Consider the following 18,129-nt stretch of genomic DNA (forward strand, 5'->3'; position numbering starts at 1 on the left):
GTACCTCGAAGGGCCGTCCACCGATCGGGTGGGCGGCCCTTCGGCGTCCCTACGACAAATCACCCATCACCGGCCACACCCGAATTGGGCATTCCGTCCGACGCGACCGATGCCCCGCGCTTCCTACCGTCAGTGACATGACTGGCGCAAGCGTTGCTCTCCTCGCGGGGACGATCTCCACCGTCCTGTTCGCGTCGAGCACGTTGCCGATGATGTTCAAGGCGCTCCGGACCAGGGATCTCGCGTCGTACAGCCTCGCGAACCTCGTCCTCGCCAACGTCGGCAACGCCGTCCACTGCATCTACGTGGTGCACCTGCCGCTGGGCCCGATCTGGGCCCTGCACGGCTTCTACGTCGTGACGTCCGGACTGATGCTGCTGTGGTGCTTGCGCTACCGGCACGCCCAGCCCCGTGGCGCGCTGAACACCGAGCGGAGGCTCACATGAACACCGAAAGCATCGAGACCGTCATCATCGGCGCCGGGCAGGCCGGCCTGTCCACCGGCTACCACCTGCGCAAGCTTGGCCGGGAGTTCGTCATCCTGGACGGCAACGCCCGGCTCGGCGACAACTGGCGGGCGCAGTGGGACAGCCTACGGCTCTACACGCCGAGGAAGTACGACGGCTTGCCCGGTCTGCCCTTCCCCGGCGACCGCTGGTCGTACCCCGGCAAGGACGAGGTCGCCGACTACCTGGAGTCCTACGCCGCCCGATTCGACCTGCCGGTGCGGACCAGCACCCGGGTGGACCGGCTCGAAGCGGCCGAGGACGGGTACGCCGTCACGATCGGTGACCACCGGATCCTCGCCCGGAACGTCGTCGTTGCCACCGGCACCTTCGGCCGTACGCCGTACCTGCCGGAGTACGCCGTGGATCTCGATCCCGCCATCCGGCAGCTCCACTCCAGCGAGTACCGGCGTCCCGGGCAGTTGAAGGACGGACCGGTGCTCGTGGTCGGCGGATCGCACTCGGGGACCGACATAGCCTACGAGGTTGCCCTGACCCACCCGACCGTGCTCTGCGGCCGCGACCCGGGTCAGATCCCGGTCCGGCTGGAGAAGAAGGGCGCCCGGGTCTTCTTCCCGGTCTTCCTCTTCGTCGGGAAGTACCTGCTGACCCGCCGGACGCCGATGGGCCGCAAGGAGATGCAGGAGATCCGCTACCACGGCGGCCCGATGCTCCGGGTGAAGCGGGCGGACCTGCTCGGGCGAGGGGTCGAGCGGGTCCACCACCGGGTCACCGGGGTCAGCAACGGGCGGCCGGTTCTCGACGACGGACGGGTGCTGGACGTCGCCAACGTCGTCTGGAGCACGGGATTCCGGCAGGTGTTCGACTGGATCGACCTGCCGGTGTTCGGACCGGACGGGTGGCCGGAGGAGGTGCGTGGGGTCGCCGCCGGCGCGCCTGGCCTGTTCTTCTGCGGCCTGTGCTTCCAGTTCGCCTTCGCCTCGATGACTCTGCCGGGCGTGGGCCGGGACGCGCACTATGTTGCCGAGCGCATCGTGGCCCGCTCGGGAGCGATCCGTTCTGCCGCTGCCGCGTGATGCTCTCCCGCGCGTATCCTCGGCAGGGAGGGGGCTACGCGATGGGCATCGTCGACGACCTCGAGCAGGCGCGCAAGGCGTTCGAACAGCGGGACTGGGCCACCGCCTACGACCAGTTGGCGGTAGTGGCCGACCTGGGCCCGGACGACCTGCTGAAGCTGGGCACCGCGGCGTACCTGGCCGGCGACGACGACGCGTGCGTCCGGGCTCTGCAGCGCGGCTATCAGGTCGCGGTCGACGGCGGTGACACGCTGCGAGCGGTCCGGTTCGCCTTCTGGCTCGGCCTGGTCCTGAGCGTTCGCGGCGAGGTGGCCGTCGCCGGCGGCTGGTCCGCCCGGGCCCAGCGACTGCTCGCGGACCAGCCGGCCGACGTGGTGGAACGCGGCTACCTGCTGATCCACGACTTCTTCCGGTACCTCGACCAGCAGGACTTCCCGGGCGCGGTGCGGGTCGCGGCCGAGATCACCGAACTCGGCCGCCGGCATGCTGAACCAGATCTGCTGGCCCAGGGCCTGGTCTGCCAGGGCCGGACCCTGATGTACGCCGGCCAGGTGCCGGAAGGACTCGCGCTGCTGGACGAGGCCATGGTCGCGGTGGCTGCCGGCGAACTGTCGCCGATCTTCGCGGGCAACGTCTACTGCGCGATGATCGAGGCCTGCCAGGAGGTGCTGGACTTCGGCCGTGCCTCCGCGTGGACCACGGCGCTGACCCGCTGGTGTGACGGTCAGACCGGGCTGGTGCCCTTCACCGGTCAGTGCGCCGTGCACCGCGGTCAGATCCTGCGCCTTCGGGGAGAGTTCGCGGAGGCACTCGAGGAGTTCGAACGGGCTTGTCGCCGCTACGCCGCGTCGGGTGTCCAGTCTGCGGCCGGGTTCGCGATGAGCGAGGCCGGCGACGTACTGCGGATCCGCGGCGCCTACCCGCAGGCGGAGGATTGCTACCAGCAAGCCTCGGGGTTCGGCTACGAACCTCAGCCCGGGCTGGCCCTGCTGTGGCTGGCTCGGGGCCGCGCGCCGGCGGCCGGCGCCGCAGTACGGCGATTGCTGGCCGAGACTCCAGGGCCGGTGCAAAGGTCCCGGCTACTTCCAGCAGCGGTCGAAGTCCTCGTCGCCACCGGCAAGAGCGACGAAGCCGAAGCAGCCGCGACCGAGCTGACGAGGGTCGCGGAAAGCTTCGGGTGCAGCGGTCTGCGGGCGATGGCCGCATACTGCGCCGCGCTGGTGGCGGCCGCAGCCGGTGACGCCGACCGCGCTCTCCCCCAGGCCAGGCAGGCGAAGCAGTTGTGGAGCACCCTGCAGGCGCCGTACGAGGTTGCCCGTGCCATGGTCCTCGTCGGGCGGGCGTTCCGGAGCCTGGGCGACGAGGACTCGGCCACCGCCGAGCTGGCCGCCGCGCTCCGGATCTTCAGCGACGTCGGTGCCGTGGCCGGCCGGCAGGAGGTCGAGAAGCTGCTCGGCAGGAACGCGCCCGGAGGTCTCACCCAGCGCGAACTCGAAGTGCTGCAACTGGTTGCGGCCGGCAACAGCAACACCGAGATCGCTCAGCAGTTGGTCCTCAGCGACAAGACCGTTGCCCGGCACCTGTCCAACATTTTCGTCAAGCTCGACGTCCCGTCCCGGACAGCGGCGGTCGCGTACGCCCGCGAGCACGATCTCCTCTAGGCCTGCGGCGCTCGTAGGTAGGTGGCGCTCGAAAACAGGGTGAGGCCGACGCAGCGGCGGACCTAGCCTGGGCCCATGCCTGAATTGATCGAACCCACCGTCGACCTGCGGGATTCCTGGCTGAAGTCGGCGGCTGAGTGGGGATCGGAGACCCAGCACGGGTCCGGTCTGCAGGAGGACGACCAGGTCGGGACGGTCGAGGGATTCGTCCGCTGGATCGAGCGGCTGCGACGGCAACGTGACGGAGTGGTCGAGCCCGGTCGGGTGCCGGCGTCGTACTGGTGGGTCGTCGACGGCGGTGAGTACGCCGGTGCGATCACGCTGCGGTACGAGCTGAACGAGCGCCTGCTCGACGGTGGCGGCCACATCGGGTACGGCGTACGACCGTCGGCCAGGGGTCGCGGTCTGGCTTCGTGGGCGCTCGGGCAGATGCTCGACCGGGCTCGCGCGAGCGGTCTGGATCGCGTGCTGGTCACCTGCGACGACGAGAACCTCGCCTCGGCCCGCACGATCCAGCGCAACGGCGGTGTCCTGGAGGACGTCCGCGAGACCTGGCTGGGCCTGACCCGCCGTTACTGGATCGACCTCTGATCCCCGGCCTCACTCCATCCGCAGGCGCGCGGTGAGGGCGTGGCCGAACATCAGCTCGGCGTCGGCGATCGCCGCGGTTGACGGGGCGATCGTGCGGGCGCCTTCGGTCGTCAGGCGCTGGTAGGTGACCGTTTTCAGGAACTTGCCCACCCACAAGCCGCCGGTGTAGCGGCCGGCCCGGCCGGTGGGGAGAACGTGGTTGGTGCCGATCGACTTGTCGGAGAAGGCGACGGTTGCCTCCGGGCCGATGAAGAGCGAGCCGTAGTTGCGAAGGTGTTCGGCGTACCAGTCGTCCTGACTCGTTTGGATCTCCAGATGCTCCGGAGCGTAGGAATCCGAGACCTCGACGACCTCCTCGCGGGACGAACACACCACGACCGTGCCGTGGTCGCGCCAAGCGCCGCCGGCGACCTCGACGGTCGGCCAGTCCCCTGTCAGCCAGCGCTCGACCTCGGCGATCACCGCCGTACCGAAGGCCTGCGAGGTCGTGATCAGCAACGCCGGACTGTTGAGGCCGTGTTCGGCCTGGCCGAGCAGATCGGCTGCTACCAGGCGCGGATCGGCCGACTCGTCAGCGATCACGGCGACCTCGGTGGGCCCGGCCAGCAGGTCGATGCCGACCGTGCCGAACAGTTGCCGCTTCGCCTCCGCCACGTACGCGTTTCCAGCACCGACCACCAAGTCCACCGGTTCGACGTCCTCGACGCCGAAGGCCAGCGCGGCGAAGGCCTGCACGCCGCCCAGGCAGACGATCACGTCCGCTCCGGCGAGGTTCATCGTGTAGAGCTGGGGGCCGTAGATCCCGCGGCCGTCCCGGGGCGGCGCGACCGCGACGACCGTGTCCACCCCGGCCACCTTCGGCACGGTGACGGTCATGATCGAGGACGCGATCAACGGATACCGGCCGCCGGGCGAATACGACCCCACCTTGGCGATCGGCAGGTGCCGGTGGCCGAGCACCACCCCCGGCATCGTCTCGACCTCGAGGTCGGTCATCGTCGCCCGCTGAGCCCGGGCGAACCCCTCGACCTGGCTGCGAGCGAACTCCAGCTGCTCAGCGAGCTCGTCGTCGACAACAGCCGCCTTGATCTCGTCGGCCGGTACGACGAACGACCGCGGATCCCAGCCGTCGAGCCGCACCGACCAGCGCCGAATCGCCGGCAGCCCTTCGTGCTCGACCTCGGACAGGATCCGGCTGACGGTGTCGATCACCTCCGGCTGCCGCTCGACCTGCCGCGGCCATCCGGTCTTGAGGTGCTCGGCCATGACGATGCCTCCAGTGCCCGTAGCGACGTGCGGTCGCCGCGAAGATATGCGCCGGACGCCGGCCCCCGTAACGACCGGAGCGGACCGGAGTGGACCACGTCAGCCCTGCCCCGCCATTGGTCTACCCGGTGAGCCGCCCTGCTGACTTTCGACACCCCCGATTGGTGGTTGGGGTTTCCAACCAACTACGGTCGGCAGGACCGGTTTTCGATGGACAGGGAGTAGTCGAGCGTGTCCGGAACGCAACAGGCAACCGCCGGGGAGAAGACCTTCTTCGGGCATCCGCGCGGGTTGATGACGCTGTTCACCACCGAACTGTGGGAGCGCTTCAGCTACTACGGGATGCGCGCGATCCTGCTGCTGTACCTGACCGACAAGGCGCACGGCCTCGGCCTGGGCGAGTCGCTCGGCCAGGCCGTGGTCTCGATCTACGGCGCCTCGGTCTACCTGCTCTCGGTGCTCGGCGGCTGGCTCGCCGACCGGGTGATCGGCGCCCGCCGTACCGTCCTGTACGGCGGTGGCGTGATCGTCACCGGCCACATCTGCCTGGCGCTGCCGGTCGAGGGCATGGCGTACGCCGGTATCGCACTGGTTGCCCTCGGCACCGGATTGCTCAAGCCGAACGTGTCGACGATGGTCGGGAACCTCTACGCCAAGGACGACACCCGGCGCGACTCCGCGTTCTCGATCTTCTACATGGGCATCAACATCGGCTCGTTCTCGGCGCCGTTCGTGGTCGGATTCCTGCGCCGCGAGTTCGGGTTCCACGTCGCGTTCGCGGCCGCCGCGGTCGGTATGACGCTGGCGCTGGTCGCCTACGTGCTCGGGCGGCGGACCCTGCACGGCCGCGGTGACACCCCGCCGAACCCGCTCACCGCCGACGACCGGCCGACGATGCTGAAGATCACTGCCGCGGTCGCCGCGGTGCTGGTCGTCGTGTTCGCCTTGTCCGCCTGGCATTCCGGCGGTGTCGGCCCGAAACCGGTGGTCGACGCGATCTCCTACCTGTGCTTCCTGGCGCCGATCGCCTACTTCACCATGCTGCTCCGCAGCCCGCTGGTCACGCCGACCGAACGCCGCCGCGTCCGGGCGTACATCCCGCTGTTCATCGCCGCGATGCTGTTCTTCATGCTGTTCGAGCAGGCCGCGACCACGCTGACCACGTTCGCCGCGGACCGGACCGAGCTGAACCTGCTCGGCATCTCGATCTCGCCGGAGTTCTTCCAGTCGGTCAACCCGTTCAGCATCATCGTGCTGGCGCCGATCTTCGCCGTGATCTGGATCAAGCTCGGCGATCGCGGGCCGAGCATCGGCCAGAAGTTCGCCACCGGCCTGCTGCTGGCCGGCATCTCGTTCGCGGTGATGGCGCTGGCGTCGTCGATCTCGGGGAAGGACCTGGCCTCGCCGCTGTGGCTGGTGCTCGTGTATGTGATCCAGACCCTCGGTGAGTTGTTCCTCTCCCCCGTCGGCCTGGCAGCGACCACGATGCTCGCGCCGAAGGCGTTCACCAGCCAGATGATGGCGCTGTGGTTCCTTGCTCCCTCAGCCGGCCAGGCGATCACCGCCCAGGTCGTCCAAGCCACCACGGGCATCTCGGACACGGCGTACTTCGGTTGGCTCGCCGCCGTGACCATCGCGTTCGCCCTGATCCTCTACTTCCTGGCCCCCTGGATCCGCCGGCACGCTGACGTGCACGACGACACCGCAGCTACCTCAGCGCACTGAGCACGGCAGGAATCACCTCGGCAGCAACCAGCCGGAGTGTCTCCGACGCGCGCGCATGGGACAGCCCGGGCAACCGGGCCCAGTGCGCGAACTGGCTGAACCGCAACTCACGGCCGAGCGCGATCAACCGGTCCGCAACCTCGGCCGGAGTACCGACGAGATAGTCGTCGCGGTTCAGCCTCTGCTGCTTCCCCTGGCCGGCGTACTGCGCTAGCTGCCCTTCCAGATAAGCGATTCCGGGCTCGGCTTCGGCCCACGCCCGGTCCGGATCCGGGGCGACGTGCAGCACGCTCGTGCACACCAGTGGTAGGTCGATCTCCAGCTCATCGAGCAGGCGGCGCCGCGCGAGGAGGTCGGCCGGCGTCGCGCAGTACACGATCACGCCGTCCCCGAGCCGCGCTGCGCGTTCGAGTCCCGCCTTGGTGACTCCGCCGATGAATAGAGGGATCGGGCGCTCGGGCTTGGGGGTCACCTGCAGATCGTTCTTGCCTTGGAAATCGGGCGATCCCGACCAGGCTTGACGCAGTACCGCGACGCCTTCCTCGAGCAGCTGCGCACGGCGCCGGCGCTCGACGCCGAACGCGGCGAACTCCTCCGCCGCATAACCCTGCCCGATGCCGAGGACCAACCGACCACCCGAGAGCAGGTCGACCACCGCGGCATCCTCCGCGATCCGGAGCGGGTGGTGGAGCGGGAGGACGAGGATGCTGGTCCCGATTTGGATCCGCTGCGTGCGGGCAGCGATCGCTGCCGCCATCACCAGCGGGGAGGGCAACATCCCGTCTGCCGCGAGGTGGTGCTCGGGCATCCAGACAGTGTCGAAGCCGAGCTCCTCGGCGATGACGAGCTCTTCGAGGCACTCGGTGTAGTACGTGGTCAGGGACTCGCGGTGTGGCAGCGGTTGGCGGAAGTCGTGGAGGATGCCGAAGCTGGGTTGCATGCCCTTCAGGCTCGCCGCGCGGGTGCCGTTCGGTCCAATGCAATCTGCGGACGGAATCGATGCGGCGCGGGCATGTTCAACCTTGGGAGGGAGCTGGTTCCCGCTGCGGGGTGAGGATCGGGCATCGCAATCCGGCGATGCTCGACAGGTGACTGAACATCCGGTACCGCGCTGGGCCGACCGCCTCGCGCACGTGATCCCGTTCCTGGTCCTCCCGTCGAGTCTTTGGCGACTCGGCCTGGTCGCCGGCTCGTCGATGGGCGTGCTCGACGACGCCGGCCGCCGGGCGTATCTGCACGGCTTCGGTGAACACTTCTACGTCGTCTGCTTGAGCCTGTTCTCCGAGGCGGTCGCGCTGACCGCTTTCGGGATGGTCAGGCGGTGGGGCGAGGTGGTGCCGCGCTGGATCCCCTGGCTGGGCGGCCGCCGCGTCGCGCCGTACGCCGCCATCATCCCCGCGACGCTGGGCAGCCTCGCCCTGATCGCCATCTGGTCGTTCGCCTTCCGTGACGGGTTCACCGGCGACTTCTTGGCGTTCTCCTCCACCGCAGCCGAGATCCTGATGGTGGCCTGCTACGCCCCGCTCAACCTCTGGGGCCCGGCGCTCCTCGTCCTGACCTGGGCCTATTGGCGGCGCCGACGCCTCGAGCGGCAGCCGCACGCGGTTCTGGCCAGCTCCTAGGATGGTTGCCCCAGGCAAGCAGGCTTCAGCGTGAGCGGGGGCGTGGTTTCAGCCGTGTGCCGGGGAGGGCGGGCGCCGGCAGGGGTGCGCCGTCGTAACCGGGAACCATCGGGAAGCGGTGGCTTCCGCCAGACTCGATCGACGTCATCCAGTCGTTGCGTGCGGCAACCACTTCCTCGTGGGTGCGGCCGATGAAGTTCCACCACATCACGAGCTCCTCCTCGAACGGTTCGCCGCCGAGCAACAGGCAACGGGCGCCGTCCGGGGCAGCGGTCAGCTCGACCGACTCGCGGCCGCTGCCGAGGTAGGCCATCTCACCGAATCCCGGTGACAGCTCACCGACCCGCAGGGATCCGTCCACCACGAGTACGGCGTACTCGAAGGCTGCCGTCAGTGGGAGCGAGACGGTGCGGCCGGGTTCGATGCGGAGGTCGGCGCCGACGAGCGGTGTGTACGCCGGTGCGGGCGAGGTGACTCCCCCGACCGTCCCGAGCATCACCGTCGCCTCGGCGCCGTCGAGCACCAGGGTCGGCAGGTCGGCGTACGCGTTGAACGCGGGCGGGACGGCCGTACGCGCCGAATCGGGCAGCGCGACCCACAGTTGTGCGCCGTGCAGGGTCGGCGGCGCGCTGGGCAGCGAGACCTCGGAGTGCGCGATCCCGTTGCCCGCGGTCATGATGTTGAGTTCGCCGGGCCTGACCATCGCGTGCGACCCGACGCTGTCGCGGTGCTCGATCTCCCCCTCGAACAACCAGCTCACCGTCTGCAGACTCGTGTGCGGGTGGGGTGGCACGAGCATCCCGCGATCACCCGGTACGTCGTACGAGTCGACCCGGCCGGTCAGGTCGTCGGGGCCGTAGTGGTCGACGAAGCACCAGGCGCCGACCATCCTGCGGTTCTTGTTCGGCAGTAATCGGCGGACCTTGGTGGTCCGGCCGAGCACCACCTGCCGGGCCTCCAGCAACTCCTCCACCGGCCCGTCGGCCACACCGGCCGGGCAGACGATCTCGTCCGGATCCTTCTCCAGGTCACTCATACAACGAGTATGTACTTCGGCGGTCAACTCATCGTCGGCCGAGCCTGCGCGAACGTCCACCGGTGCCCTTCGAGGTCCTCGGCCTCGTAGCGGCGGTACCCGTGCTGGTGGATCTCGGAGACGATCTTCGCGCCGTACGCCGAACTCCGGCTGAAGTGCGCGTCGAGGTCGTCGACGTACAGCCAGATCGCGTGGTCGACCGGCCGTTCGCTGACAGGGTGCCCTTCGAGCTTGAAGAGCAGGATCGCTCGCCGGCCGACCTGGAGTTCGATCCAGTCCGGCTGCTCGCCTTCGGCGGGGATCTTGTCCCAGGACTCCAGTCCGAAGACGGTGTGCAGCCAACGCGCGGCCGCGGCGGGATCCTCGTAGTACAAGGCGATGCTGAGCCGGTCGAGCTCGCGCGGCTCTCCCGGCGCGGAGTCGCGGCGGGCGACCCAGGCGGGGAACCAGTGGATGACGTTCGGCCAGAAGTAGAACGCCTTCTCGCCACCTGGGACCAAGGCCTGCTCGACGGTGACTCTGGTGCCGCCGTCGAACGCTTCGAAGTCGATCCGGGTCTCGGTGTCGTCCACCTCGCTGCGATACGCGAATCGCTCGCCCGGCGCCCAGACGATGATCTTGCCCAGCACGAGGACGTCCTCGGCGGCTGTCTCGGTGGCCGGCTGGTAGACCTCCAGGATCCGGCCGCCGACGCCTGGTTCGATCTTCATCCCCACCGCCCGGGCGGAGTCGAAGAAGTTGATCGGGCCGCGGACCCACCACAGGTCGATGTCGTCGGTGAAGATCCGGAACGCCGTCAGCGGATCGGCACCGACCTCGACGGACGCGGATGCGGACTGCTTGGTCACGATGTCTCCCCAGTCTGATCGACGTACTTCTTGAACGCTCCCAGTTGCTCCTGCCAGTGCGCCTGCACCTGATCGAGCCAGGCCTGTACGGCGACCACGGGCTCGGCGCGCAACCGGAACACCCGCACCCGCGCGTCGTCCGCGACCCGCTCGTCGGTGACGACTCCCGCCGACAGCAGAATCCGCAAATGCCTGCTCATTGCGGGCGACGAGGTCCCCGTCGCCTGCGCCAGCCGACCGGCCCGCTGCGGCCCTTCGCCCAGCAACCGCACCACCTGCCGCCTGGTGGGGTCGGCCAGTACTTCGAAGAACCGATCCACCGAATCGTCCACCATGCGTCAATAGTTACAGCATCTGTTAACTATTGGCAACAGGTGGACGTTGTACGTCATCCTCGTCGCATGCTTCGACCTCTCGAACCCGCGATCATCTACCTGATCGTCGGCCTCCCCGGCGCCGGGAAGACAACTCGCGCCAAGGAACTGGAACTCAGCGCGCCGGCCCTGCGACTGACACCGGACGAATGGCAGCTCGCCCTGTTCGGCGACCAGAACCCGCCGGACAAGCGCGACCTCGTCGAGGGGAAACTCATCCAACTCGGAATGCGCGCCGCCGAACTCGGCACCAATGTCGTCTTCGACTTCGGCTTCTGGGGCAAGGACGAACGCTCAGCCCTCCGCTGGATCGCCGGCACCATCGGCGCCCGCAGCCAAGTCGTCTACCTACCGATCGACCACGAGGAACAACGCAAACGAGTCACCACCCGCTTCGCCACCACGCCCCACGAGACCTTCCAGATGAGCGACGTAGAACTCACCCAATGGCGCCTCCAATTCCAGGCCCCAGACGAGGAGGAGCTCCAAGGCACCCACATCCCACCCGCCCCCCTGGATCACGCCAGTTGGTCGGCTTGGGCGTCAGAACGCTGGCCGTCGCTGCCTGACATCTACACAGTTGCCGCCGAGTAGCCGCGGCGCAGTTCGCCCCGTGAGGGAGTCGAGCCCCGACGGAAGTGCCTGTACGCCGGGCGGGCGGGCCGACGCGAGCGAGCAGGACGACTTCGCCAGCCAACAAGCGCGCGGTGAGTACGACGGGTGGGGGCAAATACGAGCGAGTACGACGGCTGAGCCGGACGACACATGAGCGGTGAACTGAGGACTTCACCCGATGGGATCCGACCCACAGCGCCAGCAACTGAGCCGCGACGAAGGAGCGGCGAGCTACAGGCTCACCCGACGGGGTCCAGTTCGCTGCGCCAGCATCTGAGCCGCGACGAAGGAGCGGCAAGCAACCGGCTTCACTTGATGGAGTCCGACTCGCTGCGCCAGCAACTGAGCCGCGACGGAGGAGCGGCGAGCGGGCCGAGCGCCGACGAAGGAGGCGGCGAACGCTCGCCCCAGTTCGACGGGGATCCGCCTGCGGCGCGAGCATTTGAGCCGCGACGGAGGAGCGGCGAGATCGGGTGGGTGGGTGAGCGCCGACGGAGGAGGGCGCGAAAGGGGTGCTGTTAGGCGTTCGTCCACTCCAACAGCTTCTTGGCGTCCCAGGTGTTGATGACGTTCTCGATTGCGACGTCGCATTCTTCGGCGCGTTCGCAGCCGTAGGGTTGCCAGTCCAACTGCCCCGGGGCGTGTGCATCGGTGTCGATCGAGAAGACGCAACCCGTCTCAACAGCCAAGGAGAGCAGGCGCTTCGGCGGGTCCAGGCGTTCCGGCCGGGAGTTGATCTCGACCGCGGTACCGAACTGGCGGCAGGCCTCGAAGACGACCTCGGCGTCGAATTCGGACTCCGGCCGGGTGCCGCGGCCGCCGGTGATGAGGCGGCCGGTGCAGTGGCCGAGGATGTCGACGTGGGGGTTGGCGATCGCCCGGACCATGCGCTCGGTCATCGGTTCGGAGGCCATCCGCAGTTTGGAGTGCACGCTGGCGACGACGATGTCGAGGCGGGCGAGGATCTCGGTGTCGCAGTCGAGCGAGCCGTCGTCGAGGATGTCGACCTCGATCCCGTTCAGGATGGTGAAGCCGTCGAGTTCGTCGGCGAGCTTCTTGTTCAGCTCGGCGACCACCTCGATCTGCTGCAGGCGCCGCTCCCGGGACAACCCGTTGGCGACGGTCAGCCGCGGCGAGTGGTCGGTCAGCGCCATGTACTTGTGCCCGAGCCGAGCCGCCGTCCGCGCCATCTCCTCGATCGGGCTGCCGCCGTCGGACCACTCGGAATGCAGGTGCAGATCGGCCTGCAGCGCGGAGCGCATCGCAGTACCGGAATCCGTCAACGACCCCGCGGCCTGTTCCAGCTTGGTGAGGTACGACGGGGTCGCGCCGTCCATCGCTTCCACGATCACCGCTTCGGTCTTCGGCCCGATCCCCGGCAACTCGGTCAACGTGCCGGCCCGCTTGCGGGCCCGTACTTCGGCCGCGGGCAGCGCCTCGATCGTGTCCGCGGCCCGCCGGTACGCCTTCACCCGGTGCGTCGGCTGCCGGTCCCGCTCCAGGTAGTAGCCGATCGCCCGCAGCGCCTCGACCGCCTCCGCCACACCCGCCTTGTCACTCATGCCCACATCATTGCGCCTCGGGGGGACAACTGTGAGCTTCTGTATAGAAGGTGGGGGCTAGGGTCGGAGGATGGCAGCCAAAGGGCACAAGGCGCGGGCGGAGCGGTTGCAGAACGCGACCGGGGCGCTGGCGACGGCTGCAATGGCTGCGATGGACGAGAAGTTGCCGTGGTTCGGGAAGCTCTCCGCACAGGACCGGTCCTGGATCGGGCTCGTCGCGCAGTCCGGGATCACCGCGTTCGTCGACTGGTTCCGCGACCCGGACGCGCATTCGTCGATGCCGACCCGGATGTTCGGATCCGCGCCGCGGGAGTTCACCCGGGTGATCTCGTTGCACCAGACGGTCGACCTGGTCCGGACCACGATCGAGATGATCGAGAACACGATCGGCGAACTGCTGCCGAGCGAGGACATCCCGTTCGTCCACGAGGCGATGAACCGGTACGCCCGCGAGGTCGCTTTCGCCGCCGCGACGGTCTACGCGCAGGCCGCCGAGATGCGCGGCGCCTGGGACGCACGACTGGAAGCCCTCGTGGTCGACTCGGTGATCCGCGGCGAGGCCGACGAGTCGGTCCGCTCCCGCGCCTCCGCACTCGGCTGGACCGGCTCCGGTACTGCGAATGCCGGTACCGCGGGTTCCGCCGAGGTCGCCGTCGTCGTCGGCCGGGCGCCCTCGAGCGAGCCGGGCAGCACCAATGTGGCCGACGCCGTACGGCATGCCGCTCGGGAAGCCGGCGCCGACGCTCTGTGCGCGATGCAGGGCGACCGGCTGGTGATAGTTCTCGGTGGTACGAGTAAACCTGTCGAGATCGTACAAACGCTCGCCGAGTTCTTCGGGCCCGGTCCGATCGTCGTCGGACCGCTGGTCAAGGACCTGATGTCGGCCGTCACCTCCGCTCGCGCAGCCGTGGCCGGGCTCCGCGCGGCACCCGCGTGGCCGGGTGCGCCGCGACCCGTCCATGCCGACGAACTCCTGCCCGAGCGATCCCTGTCCGGCGACGGTCACGCCCGGCGTCAACTGGCGACCGACGTCTACGGCCCGCTCACCATGGGCGACGGAGTGCTGCTGGACACCGTTTCGACCTACCTCGATTCGGGCGGTTCGATCGAGGCGACGGCCCGGGCGATGTTCATCCACCCCAATACCGTCCGGTACAGGTTGAAACGTGTGGGCGAGATCACTGGCTACTCGCCCGGCAATCCGCGCGACAGTTTCACACTGCGTGTCGCACTGAGCCTCGGGCGCCTGCTCAACCCGGAGCCCGGCGCTGGCGTTTTATAGGATTCCTACAAAGTCGGCCCAGTAGAATTCGTGCCACATTGTGGCCCGGAAACCGCTCGGCTCAGGGAGAGTTGTCACGTGCTCGTCATCGTCGCGCCCGGACAGGGCGCCCAGACCCCAGGTTTCCTCGAGCCCTGGCTCGAGGACCCCGCCTTCGAGAACCGGCTGCACTGGCTGTCCGCGGTCGCCGGGCTCGACCTGGCCCACTACGGCACCAAGGCCGACGCGGACACCATCCGCGACACCGCGATCGCGCAGCCGCTGCTGGTCGCCTCCAGCATGCTGGCCGCGCTGGCGGTGTTCCCGCACCCGTCCGACGCGTTCGCCCAGATGGGCGCGGTCTCCGGGCACAGCGTCGGTGAGATCGCCGCGGCGGTCGGCGCCGGCGTGATCAGCGCCGAGCAGGCGATGGTGCTGGTCCGCGAGCGCGGCAAGGCGATGGCCGCTGCCGCTGCGCAGACCGCCACCTCCATGACCGCTGTGCTCGGCGGTGACCGCGAAGAGGTGCTGGCCAAGATCGCCGAGCACGGCCTGACCGCGGCGAACGACAACGGCCCCGGCCAGATCGTTGCCGCAGGCACCGTCGAGGAGCTGGCCGCCTTCCAGGCCGATCCGCCCGCCAAGAGCCGGCTCGTCCCCTTGTCGGTGGCTGGTGCGTTCCACACCAAGCACATGGCCCCGGCCGTCGACACGCTGGCCGGCTATGCGCGTTCGATCACCACCCACGACCCGCGGTCGCGGCTGATCTCGAACCGCGACGGCCAGATCGTGCACGACGGTCAGGACGTACTGCGCCGGCTCGTGCAGCAGGTCAACGCGCCGGTCCGCTGGGACCTGTGCATGCAGACGATGGCCGACCTGCAGGTCACCGGCATCCTGGAGATGCCGCCGGCCGGCACCCTGACCGGCATCGCCAAGCGCGCCTTGAAGGGCGTCGAGACGTTCGCCCTGAAGACCCCGGACCAACTGGACGACGCCCGCGCGTTCGTCGAGAAGCACGGCAGCCCTTCCGAGATCGACGCGTCGCCGACCTGGCGGCTGCTGGTGGCTCCGATGAAGGGCACGTTCACCCGCGAGGGTCAGACGCAACGCGAGCCCGGCGACGCCGTCGCGGCCGGAGAGGTGGTGGCGAAGGTGAAGAGCCTGCGTGACGAGCTGGAGGTCAGCGCCCCGCACGGTGGCATCGTGGTCGAGTGGCTGGTGGAAGAGGGCGACCCGGTCTCCCCCGGCCAGCCGCTGGTCCGGCTCCACCCGAGCGCGGGGAACTGACATGGGCGGCCAGATCAACCAGTCCATCGGCGCCGAGCACGCCGCCGTCCTGGGCCTCGGCTCGTACCGGCCCCGCCGCGTCGTGCCGAACGCGGAGATCCTCGAGCAGATCGACTCCAGCGACGAGTGGATCCAGACCCGGTCCGGGATCAAGGAGCGCCGCTGGGCCGATCCGGACGAGACGATCCTGATGATGTCGACCAACGCGGCCAAGGAAGCGCTGACCGACTCCGGCATCGACCCGGCCCAGATCGGCTGCGTCGTCGTCGCCACGGTCACGCATCTCTACCAGACCCCGGCGATCGCGACCCAGCTCGCCGTCGCGGTCGGCGCACCGACGGCCGCGGCCTTCGACATCTCGGCCGCCTGCGCGGGGTTCTGCTACGGCATCGCGATGGCGAGCGACCTCGTCCGCGGCGGCAGCGCGAAGTACGTGCTGGTGATCGGGGTGGAGCGGCTCAGCGACATCACCGACCGGACCGACCGCGGTACGGCGTTCATCTTCGCCGACGGCGCCGGGGCTGCCATTGTCGGTCCGTCCGACGAGCCGGGCATCGGCCCGGTCGTGTGGGGTTCGGACGGCACGCAGCACCAGGTGATCAGCCAGAAGGAGTCCTGGCAGGAGGCGGCCGGCAGCTACCAGTGGCCGCACCTGACGATGGACGGCAACCCGGTGTTCCGGTGGGCCTCGTTCGAGATGGCCAAGGCCGCTCAGCAGGCGCTCGACGTGGCCGGGGTGAAGGCCGAGGATCTCGACCTGTTCATCCCGCACCAGGCGAACGAGCGGATCACCGACGCGATGCGCCGGACCCTGAAGCTGCCGGAGACCGTCAAGGTCGCCCGCGACATCCAGCGGCAAGGCAACACGTCGGCCGCCTCGATCCCGCTCGCGATCGCCACGATGCGCGAGGAGGGTGAAGCCAAGTCCGGCGACCTCGCGCTGATCATCGGCTTCGGCGCCGGCCTGGTGTACGCCGCCCAGGTGGTCCGGCTCCCCTAAAAGATGTCCGGGACGGCTCAGGTGGCCGGCCCGGCGATTGTCACAGCAAATTCCGAAAGGGAAACCACAAAGATGGCCAGCACCGAAGAGATCCGTTCCAACCTCGCCGAGATCGTCAACGAGATCGCGGGCATCCCGGTCGAGGACGTCCAGCTGGAGAAGTCGTTCACCGACGACCTCGACGTCGACTCGCTCTCCATGGTCGAGGTCGTCGTGGCCGCCGAGGAGAAGTTCAGCGTGAAGATCCCCGACGACGAGGTCAAGAACCTGAAGACCGTCGGTGACGCCGTCTCGTTCATCGAGCGCGCCCAGAACGGCTGATCGAGACCACTCGATCTGTGCTGGCAGCCGTACTGCTCACCGGACCCTGTGGCCCGGTGAGCAGGCACCGGCCGCGCGGTACGCCGTACCGATGGCTGCTGCTGCACCCGATCCACAGCTCGCCTGCCTACTCGACCCACAGCTCTCACGCCGAAGGATGAGGTAACCATGTCGAAGACCCGAGTCGTCATCACCGGGCTCGGAGCGTCCACCCCGGTCGGGGGCGACGTCGCCAGCACCTGGGACGCACTGCTGGCCGGCAAGTCCGGCGCCAAGCTGCTGACCGCGGACTGGGTCGAGGAGCTACCGGTGAAGATCGCCGCGCCCGCCGCCGTCGAACCGACCGAGGTGATCGAGCGGGTCAAGGCCCGGCGGCTGGACCGCAACGCGCAGTTCGCCGTGGTCGCCGCTCGCGAGGCGTGGGCCGACTCCGGCCTGGCCGACGTGGAGCTCGACAAGACCCGGCTCGGTGTCGCCATCGCCACCGGCATCGGCGGCCTGCTCACCACCCTGGCGAACTACGACCTGCTGCAGAAGGGGCCGCGCCGCGTCTCGCCGCTGGCGATCCCGATGCTGATGCCGAACTCGGCCGCCGCGAACGTCGGCCTGGAGCTCGGCGCGCTCGCGGGTGTGCAGACCCCGGTCTCCGCCTGCGCCTCCAGCAACGAGGCCATCTCGCTGGCCGCCGACCAGATCCGGCTCGGCCGCGCCGACATCGTCGTCGCCGGTGGCGCCGAGGGATCGATCACCGCGCTACCGCTGGCCGCCTTCGGCCAGATGATGGCGCTCAGCAAGCGCAACGACGACCCCGAGCGCGCCTCCCGTCCGTGGGACGTCGACCGCGACGGCTTCCTGCTCGGTGAGGGCGCCGGCGTCCTGATCCTGGAGAGCTACGACCACGCGGTCGCCCGCGGGGCCAAGATCTACGCCGAGTTCGCCGGCTCCGGTATCACCGCCGACGGTCACGACATCGTCCAGCCCGACCCGACCGGCTCCGGCGCCGAGCGCGCGATGAACCTCGCGCTGCGCGAAGGCGACCTGGCCACCGGCGACATCGTGCACATCAACGCGCACGCCACGTCGACGCCCGCGGGCGACGTCGCCGAGGCGGTGGCGATTCGGAAGGCACTCGGCAGCGCCGCCGACCACGCCGTCGCGACCGCGCCGAAGTCGATGATCGGCCACCTGCTCGGCGCCGCCGGCGCGGTCGAGTCGATCGCCACCGTGCTCGCGCTGCACCACCGGGTGGTGCCGCCGACGATCAACCTGGACAAGCTCGACGACGGCGTACAGCTCGATGTCGCGACCGAGCCGCGCAAGCTCGGCGACGGCGACATCGCGGCGCTGAACAACTCGTTCGGCTTCGGTGGGCACAACGTCGCGCTCGCCTTCAAATCTGTGTAGTTCCGTCTGA

Annotated in this window: 18 protein-coding genes; 12 read left to right on the forward strand and 6 right to left on the reverse strand. The window is 69.0% G+C overall.

Annotated features, from left to right (window positions below; genetic code table 11):
* The first annotated feature begins 137 nt into the window (after positions 1–137).
* From EV138_RS04085 to EV138_RS04100, 4 genes are all read left to right on the forward strand, one after another.
* Positions 138–446: a hypothetical protein gene (locus tag EV138_RS04085; protein WP_133977098.1), complete on the forward strand. Its 309-nt coding sequence runs from the start codon at positions 138–140 to the stop codon at positions 444–446.
* The gene (locus EV138_RS04090; protein WP_133977099.1) at positions 443–1,543 is read left to right on the forward strand and encodes a flavin-containing monooxygenase; all 1,101 of its coding nucleotides are present in this window, start codon (positions 443–445) and stop codon (positions 1,541–1,543) included. Before EV138_RS04085 ends, EV138_RS04090 begins: the two co-directional genes overlap by 4 nt.
* 41 nt (positions 1,544–1,584) lie before the next feature.
* Positions 1,585–3,204, forward strand: coding sequence for a helix-turn-helix transcriptional regulator (locus EV138_RS04095; protein ID WP_133977100.1), 1,620 nt, complete (start codon positions 1,585–1,587; stop codon positions 3,202–3,204).
* A gap of 75 nt (positions 3,205–3,279) precedes the next feature.
* Positions 3,280–3,795: a GNAT family N-acetyltransferase gene (locus EV138_RS04100; RefSeq protein WP_133977101.1), complete on the forward strand. Its 516-nt coding sequence runs from the start codon at positions 3,280–3,282 to the stop codon at positions 3,793–3,795.
* Positions 3,796–3,804: 9 nt separating this feature from the next.
* Here the strand turns inward: EV138_RS04100 and hisD are convergent, their stop codons facing one another.
* Complete coding sequence (gene hisD / locus EV138_RS04105) at positions 3,805–5,061, reverse strand: histidinol dehydrogenase (protein ID WP_133977102.1); 1,257 nt, start codon at positions 5,059–5,061, stop codon at positions 3,805–3,807.
* 231 nt (positions 5,062–5,292) lie between these two features.
* Here hisD and EV138_RS04110 point away from each other — a divergent pair, with 231 nt between their 5' ends.
* Positions 5,293–6,786, forward strand: coding sequence for a peptide MFS transporter (locus EV138_RS04110; RefSeq protein ID WP_133977103.1), 1,494 nt, complete (start codon positions 5,293–5,295; stop codon positions 6,784–6,786).
* On the opposite strand, the gene EV138_RS04115 is transcribed toward EV138_RS04110, so the two are convergent.
* Positions 6,770–7,726: an LLM class flavin-dependent oxidoreductase gene (locus EV138_RS04115; RefSeq protein WP_133977104.1), complete on the reverse strand. Its 957-nt coding sequence runs from the start codon at positions 7,724–7,726 to the stop codon at positions 6,770–6,772. The two genes, EV138_RS04110 and EV138_RS04115, sit on opposite strands and share 17 nt — an antisense overlap.
* Positions 7,727–7,874: 148 nt before the next feature.
* Here EV138_RS04115 and EV138_RS04120 point away from each other — a divergent pair, with 148 nt between their 5' ends.
* A complete protein-coding gene (locus tag EV138_RS04120; RefSeq protein ID WP_133977105.1) occupies positions 7,875–8,408 on the forward strand; it encodes a hypothetical protein in 534 nt (177 codons plus the stop codon).
* Between the two features lie 25 nt (positions 8,409–8,433).
* On the opposite strand, the gene EV138_RS04125 is transcribed toward EV138_RS04120, so the two are convergent.
* The 3 genes from EV138_RS04125 to EV138_RS04135 are packed head-to-tail and all read right to left on the reverse strand — an operon-like array spanning position 8,434 to position 10,627.
* Positions 8,434–9,444, reverse strand: a complete 1,011-nt coding sequence (locus tag EV138_RS04125; RefSeq protein ID WP_133977106.1) for a pirin family protein — start codon at positions 9,442–9,444, stop codon at positions 8,434–8,436.
* A 23-nt stretch (positions 9,445–9,467) separates the two neighbouring features.
* Positions 9,468–10,292 carry a VOC family protein gene (locus EV138_RS04130; RefSeq protein WP_133977107.1) on the reverse strand — a complete coding sequence of 275 codons (825 nt, stop codon included), beginning with the start codon at positions 10,290–10,292 and terminating at the stop codon, positions 9,468–9,470.
* The gene (locus EV138_RS04135) at positions 10,289–10,627 is read right to left on the reverse strand and encodes an ArsR/SmtB family transcription factor (protein WP_133977108.1); all 339 of its coding nucleotides are present in this window, start codon (positions 10,625–10,627) and stop codon (positions 10,289–10,291) included. Before EV138_RS04135 ends, EV138_RS04130 begins: the two co-directional genes overlap by 4 nt.
* Positions 10,628–10,693: 66 nt before the next feature.
* On the opposite strand from EV138_RS04135, the gene EV138_RS04140 reads away from it, so the two are divergent.
* Entirely contained in the window at positions 10,694–11,260 is a 567-nt protein-coding gene (locus tag EV138_RS04140) for a P-loop nucleotide/nucleoside kinase family protein (protein ID WP_133977109.1), read from the forward strand.
* A gap of 539 nt (positions 11,261–11,799) precedes the next feature.
* Here EV138_RS04140 and EV138_RS04145 read toward each other — a convergent pair.
* The gene (locus EV138_RS04145; protein WP_133977110.1) at positions 11,800–12,843 is read right to left on the reverse strand and encodes a PHP domain-containing protein; all 1,044 of its coding nucleotides are present in this window, start codon (positions 12,841–12,843) and stop codon (positions 11,800–11,802) included.
* A 70-nt stretch (positions 12,844–12,913) separates the two neighbouring features.
* Between EV138_RS04145 and EV138_RS04150 the strand changes: the two genes are divergently transcribed.
* From EV138_RS04150 to EV138_RS04170, 5 genes are all read left to right on the forward strand, one after another.
* Entirely contained in the window at positions 12,914–14,125 is a 1,212-nt protein-coding gene (locus EV138_RS04150; RefSeq protein WP_133977111.1) for a PucR family transcriptional regulator, read from the forward strand.
* Between the two features lie 78 nt (positions 14,126–14,203).
* Positions 14,204–15,394: an acyltransferase domain-containing protein gene (locus tag EV138_RS04155; protein ID WP_133977112.1), complete on the forward strand. Its 1,191-nt coding sequence runs from the start codon at positions 14,204–14,206 to the stop codon at positions 15,392–15,394.
* Position 15,395: 1 nt separating this feature from the next.
* Positions 15,396–16,394 carry a beta-ketoacyl-ACP synthase III gene (locus EV138_RS04160; protein ID WP_133977113.1) on the forward strand — a complete coding sequence of 333 codons (999 nt, stop codon included), beginning with the start codon at positions 15,396–15,398 and terminating at the stop codon, positions 16,392–16,394.
* 72 nt (positions 16,395–16,466) lie between these two features.
* Positions 16,467–16,715: an acyl carrier protein gene (locus EV138_RS04165; RefSeq protein WP_112236548.1), complete on the forward strand. Its 249-nt coding sequence runs from the start codon at positions 16,467–16,469 to the stop codon at positions 16,713–16,715.
* Positions 16,716–16,883: 168 nt separating this feature from the next.
* The gene (locus EV138_RS04170; RefSeq protein ID WP_133977114.1) at positions 16,884–18,119 is read left to right on the forward strand and encodes a beta-ketoacyl-[acyl-carrier-protein] synthase family protein; all 1,236 of its coding nucleotides are present in this window, start codon (positions 16,884–16,886) and stop codon (positions 18,117–18,119) included.
* The last annotated feature ends 10 nt before the right edge of the window (positions 18,120–18,129 follow it).

It is taken from the genome of Kribbella voronezhensis, from assembly GCF_004365175.1.
GTDB lineage: Bacteria > Actinomycetota > Actinomycetes > Propionibacteriales > Kribbellaceae > Kribbella > Kribbella voronezhensis.